Source organism: Pseudomonas sp. Sample_23, assembly GCF_004307595.1.
In the GTDB taxonomy this organism is placed as follows: Bacteria; Pseudomonadota; Gammaproteobacteria; order Pseudomonadales; family Pseudomonadaceae; genus Aquipseudomonas; species Aquipseudomonas atacamensis.
Genome location: NZ_RCNX01000020.1, coordinates 48,451 through 55,088 on the forward strand (window position 1 = coordinate 48,451; position 6,638 = coordinate 55,088).

The following is a 6,638-nucleotide window of genomic DNA, read 5'->3' on the forward strand; positions in this document are numbered from 1 at the left end:
ATCCCTGTGGGAGCGAGCTTGCTCGCGAAGGCGGCGGCACATTCAACATCGTCATCGCCTGAGACTGCGCTTTCGCGAGCAGGCTCGCTGCCACAAAGGTCAGTGGAAATCGCGGCTCTGCACGTGAATGCCATTGAGCAGCGGGCTCAGGTCGCTCATGCGCCCGGCGATCAGGTGGCGCACATCGCCTTCGCGTTCCCAGCGGCCGTCGACCTTGAGCAATTGCGACCCCACCAGCACTTGGCGCTGACGCTCGGCCAGGTCACGCCAGACCACCACGTTGACGTTGCCGAACTCGTCTTCCAGGGTCACGAACGTCACCCCGCTGGCCGTACCGGGTCGCTGTCGGCCGGTGACCAGACCGGCCACGCTGACCGGCCGGCCATGTTCAATATCCATCAATTCCCGCGAGCTGCGGCAGCGCCGGGCCTGCAACTCGCCACGCAGCAATGCCAACGGGTGCGGCCCCAGCGTCGTCCCCACCGTGGCGTAATCAGCATGCAGGTCTTCGCCAACGCTGGGTTTGGGCATGACGATTTTGACTTCTTCCTCGTTGGGCAGACCGGCGAACAGGCCGAGTTGTTTCTGCACCCCGGCCACTTCCCAACGCGCACGATGACGATGCCCGGCCAGACCGCGCAAGGCGCCGGAGTCCGCCAGCAAGGCCTGCGCACGACTGTCGAGGGCGGCGCGCTCGCCCAAATCGGCAACATCGGCAAACGCCCCGTGGCGGCGCGCGGCTTCGATGCGCCGGGCATCTTCTTCGCGAAACCCCTTGATCATGCGCAGGCCCATGCGAATCGCCGGCTGCCCGGCACTCAGCGGCTCGAGGCTGCAATCCCAGTCACTGGCGCGCACGTCCACCGGACGGATCTGCAATTGGTGCCGCCGCGCGTCCTGCAGAATCTGGTCCGGGCTGTAAAAGCCCATCGGCCAACTGTTGATCAGTGCACAGGCGAACGCCGCTGGCTCGTGACACTTGAGCCAGCAACTGGCGTAGGTCAGCAAGGCGAAACTGGCGGCGTGGGATTCGGGGAAGCCGTAACTGCCGAAGCCTTTGATCTGCTCGAAGATCTGCGCAGCGAATTCCGGTGTGTAGCCGTTCTTTTTCATGCCGGCGGCGAGGCGCTCCTTGTGCGGCTCCAGTCCGCCATGGCGCTTCCACGCCGCCATCGAGCGGCGCAACTGATCGGCCTCGCCGGGGCTATAGTCGGCAGCGACGATGGCGATCTGCATGACCTGTTCCTGGAACAACGGCACGCCCAGGGTTCTTTTGAGTACGACTTCGAGCGCCGGCGATGGATAGGTTTCCGCCTCTTCGTTATTACGTCGGCGCAGATACGGATGAACCATGCCGCCCTGAATCGGCCCGGGCCGGACGATCGCCACTTCAATCACCAGATCGTAGAAGGTCTTAGGCTTCAGGCGCGGCAGCATCGACATCTGCGCCCGCGACTCGATCTGGAACACGCCGACGGTATCGGCGCGGCTGATCATTTCGTAGGTCGGTTTGTCTTCGGCGGGGATCGTCGCGAGCGTCAGGTTCAGATCACGATGCCGGCGCAGCAGGTCGAAGCAGCGGCGAATCGCACTGAGCATGCCCAAGGCGAGGATATCCACCTTGAGCAGGCCGACCGCATCGAGGTCGTCCTTGTCCCACTGAATGATGGTGCGGTCGGCCATCGCCGCGTTTTCGACCGGCACCAAGGTGTCCAGCGGCTGCTCGGAAATCACAAAACCGCCGGGATGCTGCGACAGATGCCGGGGGAAGCCGATCAGTTGCCCGGTCAGGCTCAGCACCCGGCGCAGCACCGGACTATCCGGGTCGAAGCCGCCTTCACGCAAACGTTCCAGCGGCGGCGTCTCATCGCTCCAGCGCCCGCAGCAGTCGGCCAGCGCGTTGATCTGATCCGGCGGCAGGCCGAGGGCCTTGGCCACATCGCGCACGGCACCGGTGGCGTGATAGGTGCTGACCACCGCCGTCAGCGCCGCACGACGCCGGCCGTAACGGTTGAACACGTATTGCAGGACTTCTTCGCGGCGCTCGTGCTCGAAATCGACATCGATGTCCGGCGGCTCGTTGCGCTCTTTGGACATGAAACGTTCGAACAATAGCGTGGTGCGCTCCGGGTCGATTTCGGTGATGCCCAAGGCATAACACACCGCCGAGTTGGCTGCCGAACCACGGCCCTGACAGAGGATTTTCTGTGTGCGGGCAAAGCGCACCACGTCGTGCACGGTGAGGAAATAGCTTTCGTAGCCGAGCTCGGCGATCAATTGCAGCTCGTCATCGATCTGCTTGAGCACCTTGGCCTGAGGCCCTTTCGGCCAGCGCCAGGCAATGCCCTCCTCGGTCAGATGGCGCAACCAGGAACTGGCACTGTGGCCCTCGGGCACCAGCTCTTTCGGGTACTGATAGCGCAGCTCGCTCAGATCGAAAGTGCAGCGTCTGGCCAGTTTTAGCGACGCTTCGAGCAAGTCCGGCGGATACAGGGCGCGCAGCTCATCGAGGCAACGCAAATGCCGCTCGCCATTGGGGTGCAGGCGCAGACCCGCTTCGGCCACGGGGACGTGATGACGGATCGCGGTCATGGTGTCCTGCAAGGCACGGCGCCCCCGGGCGTGCATGTGCACATCGCCGCTGGCCACGGCTGGAATCTGCAACTCAGCCGCCATAGCCAACAATGCCGATAGTCGCTGCTGATCGTTCTGCCCGCGATGCAGTTGCACCGTGAGCCAGAGGCGGTCGCCGAAGGTTTGTTTCAGCCAGCGCCCTTCTTCCCGGTCATCCACTGAATCCGGCACCCACAACACCAGCAAACCCGGCAGCGCTTCGGCGAAGTCTTCGCGCAGCACCTGATACTGGCCTTTCTGCGTACGCCGCCGAGCCTGGGTGATCAAGCCGCACAAGGCCTGATAACCGGCAAGGTTTTCCACCAGCAGCACCAGTTTCGGGCCGTTGTCGATGCGGATCTCGCTGCCGATGATCAACGGCAACTCAACGGACTTCGCCGCTTGCCACGCACGAACGATGCCGGCCAGGGTGCATTCGTCGGTGATCGCCAGCGCTTGATAGCCGTGCTTTTTCGCCCGCTGAAACAGTTCCAGCGCGCTCGAGGCTCCGCGCTGGAAACTGAAGTTCGACAGGCAATGCAGTTCGGCGTAATCGGCACTCATGCGAACCAGCCTTGCAGCCACAGCGGACCGCCCTCACCCACCGCCCGCCAGGCCCAACCCTGCTGACCGGCGCGGTTCTGGATCAGGTAGTAATCACGCCGCACGTCGCCACCGTCCCACCAACCGGATTCGATGCGCTCTGGCCCCATGAGAATCCGCGCCGAACCTTCCGGCACACTTTGCGGTTCGTTGAGCAGCCAGCCCGGACGCTGCACGCTGGGCAACCCTGTGCAAAGGTGTTTATCGGCAGCGTTCTGCCACGCGCACTCAGGGCGATGATCGGCCTGAAAGCGCAGCCCCTGCACCGCGTCATCACCCAGCCGTGCGCGCAGACGTTCGCGCAATTGCTCCCAGGGCAAGGTCTGCTGCGGGCGGTCGTCGAACAGCTCCTGATACTGCGGAACGAAACTCGGCAGGTCTTCGGCGCGCAAGCGAAAACCACGCACCGGCGCCTCGACCTGGACTTGCTCCAGCCGGCCACGGGCCAGTTCGAAGAGCATCGCCGCGTCACGCTCGGCGCTGAGCAGGCCGACCTTGATCACTGTGTCCGGCAGCCCGGCGTGTTCCAGAAGCAAATCGAAGCGCTGCACACCGCTGTCGCGCCCGCAGAGGAACGCCGACAAATCGCCGGTCACGCGTCGTAACGGGAACAGCAAGGCCTGATGGGATTGCACGTCGAAATTCAGTTCGATGCGGATATCGAAACGGTCGGGCGGCAGATAGAACGCCAGCGCCAGAGGGCGTGCGCCGAACAGCGCATCCAAGTGCTTGAGCATCTGCGCTTCGAAACGCCGGGCCAGTGCCTGGCGTGGCAGGCTTTGCACCTGGCTGAGATTGCGCAGGCCCATGCGCGACAACGCCGTAGCGACATTCGGTTCCAGCCCGACGCGGTCGACCGGCAATTGCCCGAGATGATGCTGCAAGGCCTCACCGTCCGGCACCACCAAGCCATCGTAGGCATTGGCCAGCACTCGCGCCGCCACCGGGTTCGGCGCGGCGACGATGCGATGACGAAAGCCCAGATCTTTCAATTCCTGGCGCAGGCGAGCTTCAAATTGCGGCCAGGTACCGAACAGTCCGAGGCTGGATTCGATCTCGAAGACCACGGTACGCGGGTAATGCACGCTGACCTGCGCGCTGAAGCGATAGGCCCACGCGGCGAGAAACTGCTGCCAGTGCTCGACCTCGGCCACCTCATAATCGGCGGTGGCAAAGCCTTTGCTCATGGCTTGCGCGGCGGTCATCGACATGCCAGGGCGCAGGCCGAGTTTGCGTGCCGCCGGATTTACCGCTTGCAGCACCCGCCGCTGGGCCGGGCCGCTGAGCAGGACCAGCGGCTCTTCAGGGTCGGGCCGCTGACGCAGCACGGCATCGAGGGCCAATTGCGGAAACAGAATACATACCCAGCGCATGACGATCAGTGCCCCACGGCAAAGGCAATCGGCGCCGCCCGCGCCAGCCCGCCACGGCACTTGAGCACACGTAGCTGCGCCGGTTTGGCATCGATGGCAATCCGTAACGCTGCCGGTGACGGGTTGACCGCCTCGCTCAACGGGCGCCAGGCAAAGGCCAGGGTCTGGCCGGTTTCCGCCGCTACCTGCAAACGCCGCAAGGCTCGGTCATCGGCCTTGTTCGGCCAGCACAGCACCGCGCCGCAACTGCCCGAGCGCAGGCATTGCTCCGCCGCCCACAAGGCATCGCGCTCGCTGGCCTGAATCACCGACAACTGGCGCAGATCGACTCCGGCATTGGCCCAGGCCTGCGGGTATGGCACGAACGGCGGCGCCACCAGCACGATGCGCTCACCGGCCGCGGACAATCGCGCCAGGGTTGGCCAGACCAGTTGCAGCTCGCCGACACCGGGGCCGGCGAGAAGGATTTCGCTCAGCGCCGCTTCCGGCCAGCCGCCGCTGGGCAGAGCTGCGTCCAGTCCCGCATGCCCGGTCGGCTGCGGACTTGCCGCCGGTGGCGCAGGCCTGCCGCGCCAGACCTGGCCGCCATTGAACAGCGTATCCAACGCAACGACGGCACCCATCAGCCTTGCCTCACCAGACCACAGAACACGCCTTCGATGGCCAGATCCTGATCGTTACGCACAACGATGGGCTGATAGGCCGGGTTGCGCGGCAGCAGGCGCACTTCATCCCCGACCCGTTCGAAGCGTTTGATGGTGACTTCACCGTCCAGACGCGCAACGACGATCTGGCCGTTCAGCGCCTCGGGATTGCGCCGTACACCGACCAGATCGCCATCGAGAATGCCGTCTTCGATCATCGAGTCGCCCTGCACCCGCAGCATGTAATCCGGGGTGCGGGAGAACAGCGCCGGGTCGAGCAGCAAACGGTTATGGATATCGGCATCGGCGCCAATCGGTGCGCCGGCAGCCACGCGACCGAGTACGGGAATCTCCAGCAACTCCGGACGCGGTGGCTGACCGAGCAGGCGAATGCCCCGGGCCTGATGCGGATTGACCTCAATGAAACCGGCTTCGGTGAGCGCCAGCACATGCTTGCGCGCCACGCTGCGCGAGGCAAAACCAAAAGCCTCGCTGATTTCAGCGAGGCTTGGGGGCTGACCGTGCTCGGCGATGCGATCGCGGATAAAGGTCAGAATGGCAGTACGGCGGGGAGTCAGGTTTGTCATGGAGTACATTTGTACTCCTGTGGGAAATGCCTGACAAGAACCGCCAGTCGGCGCATGCCGACGCAGGGAGCTGCCGAAGGCTGCGATCTGATCGTTCCCACGCTCCGCGTGGGAATGCCTCAAGGGACGCTCCGCGTCCAGTGACGCTGAGCGTTACGGGCTGCATTCCCACGCGGAGCGTGGGAACGATCATCGGATAAGGTCAGGAACCCAGTTGCGCCAGGTACGCCCACGGGTAAATCCCGCGTTGATGGCCATCGCTGAACACCAGTTGCACGCCATAACCCTGCGGATTGACCTGGATCAGGCGCACGCGATCATCAACCAGCGGCGTGACGCCGCGCAGGCGAAATGCGCGGCATTGCGAGCATGGGCATTGCCGGCGCAGATCGGCATGCGTGAGCAACGATTCGCGCCCGTCCGGCCAGCTCAGGCGCAACGTGCGCGCACTCTGCGAGTTGCCCACCGACAGCGGGTTCATTGCAACTGACTCAAAGCGATGCGCACGGCTTTGCGCACTTCCGGGTCGCCGTCGTCCTGCGCTGCCTGCAACGCGGCCACGGCGCCGCGATCGTTCAATTCACCGAGGGCCAGCGCGGCTTCCTTGCGCAGATTGCTGATGCGGTGGCCGAGGGTGTCGATCAGCGCATCCAGCGCCGGGACGAAGCGCAGGCGGCCGAGGCTGCGGGTGGCGCGCAGGCGCACTTGCCAATAGTCATCGCTCAGCGCTTCGACCAAGGCCGGGCCGGCGTCGCTGTGGCCAACCTTGCCCAGCGTGGTCGCAGCTTCTTCGCGCACTTGCCAGGCAGGGTCGCGCA

Annotated in this window: 6 protein-coding genes; all 6 read right to left on the bottom strand. The window is 64.6% G+C overall.

All coding sequences use genetic code 11. From position 1 onward, the window contains the following. Positions 1 to 99 precede the first annotated feature (99 nt). A complete protein-coding gene (locus D8U82_RS04345) occupies positions 100 to 3,177 on the bottom strand; it encodes an error-prone DNA polymerase (RefSeq protein WP_130901715.1) in 3,078 nt (1,025 codons plus the stop codon). Continuing rightward, positions 3,174 to 4,589: a DNA polymerase Y family protein gene (locus D8U82_RS04350; RefSeq protein WP_130901716.1), complete on the bottom strand. Its 1,416-nt coding sequence runs from the start codon at positions 4,587 to 4,589 to the stop codon at positions 3,174 to 3,176. Before D8U82_RS04350 ends, D8U82_RS04345 begins: the two co-directional genes overlap by 4 nt. A 5-nt stretch (positions 4,590 to 4,594) precedes the next feature. Beyond that, positions 4,595 to 5,212 (bottom strand): translesion DNA synthesis-associated protein ImuA, encoded by a 618-nt coding sequence (imuA, locus tag D8U82_RS04355; RefSeq protein WP_041478676.1) that lies wholly within the window; start codon positions 5,210 to 5,212, stop codon positions 4,595 to 4,597. Continuing rightward, positions 5,212 to 5,829 (bottom strand): transcriptional repressor LexA, encoded by a 618-nt coding sequence (gene lexA, locus D8U82_RS04360; protein ID WP_076563218.1) that lies wholly within the window; start codon positions 5,827 to 5,829, stop codon positions 5,212 to 5,214. The genes imuA and lexA overlap by 1 nt, the downstream gene beginning before the upstream one ends. Before the next feature lie 193 nt (positions 5,830 to 6,022). Beyond that, positions 6,023 to 6,301: a DUF971 domain-containing protein gene (locus D8U82_RS04365; RefSeq protein ID WP_130901717.1), complete on the bottom strand. Its 279-nt coding sequence runs from the start codon at positions 6,299 to 6,301 to the stop codon at positions 6,023 to 6,025. Next, positions 6,298 to 6,638 (bottom strand): HEAT repeat domain-containing protein (locus D8U82_RS04370; RefSeq protein ID WP_130901718.1); only part of this gene is annotated, 341 nt, incomplete at its 5' end. The genes D8U82_RS04370 and D8U82_RS04365, both read right to left, overlap by 4 nt.

Coding starts and splice junctions, on each gene's coding strand:
- lexA (WP_076563218.1), bottom strand. CDS start 5,829: ATGTACTCCATGACAAACCTGACTCCCCGCCGTACTGCCATTCTGACC.
- D8U82_RS04350 (WP_130901716.1), bottom strand. CDS start 4,589: ATGCGCTGGGTATGTATTCTGTTTCCGCAATTGGCCCTCGATGCCGTG.
- D8U82_RS04345 (WP_130901715.1), bottom strand. CDS start 3,177: ATGAGTGCCGATTACGCCGAACTGCATTGCCTGTCGAACTTCAGTTTC.
- imuA (WP_041478676.1), bottom strand. CDS start 5,212: ATGGGTGCCGTCGTTGCGTTGGATACGCTGTTCAATGGCGGCCAGGTC.
- D8U82_RS04365 (WP_130901717.1), bottom strand. CDS start 6,301: ATGAACCCGCTGTCGGTGGGCAACTCGCAGAGTGCGCGCACGTTGCGC.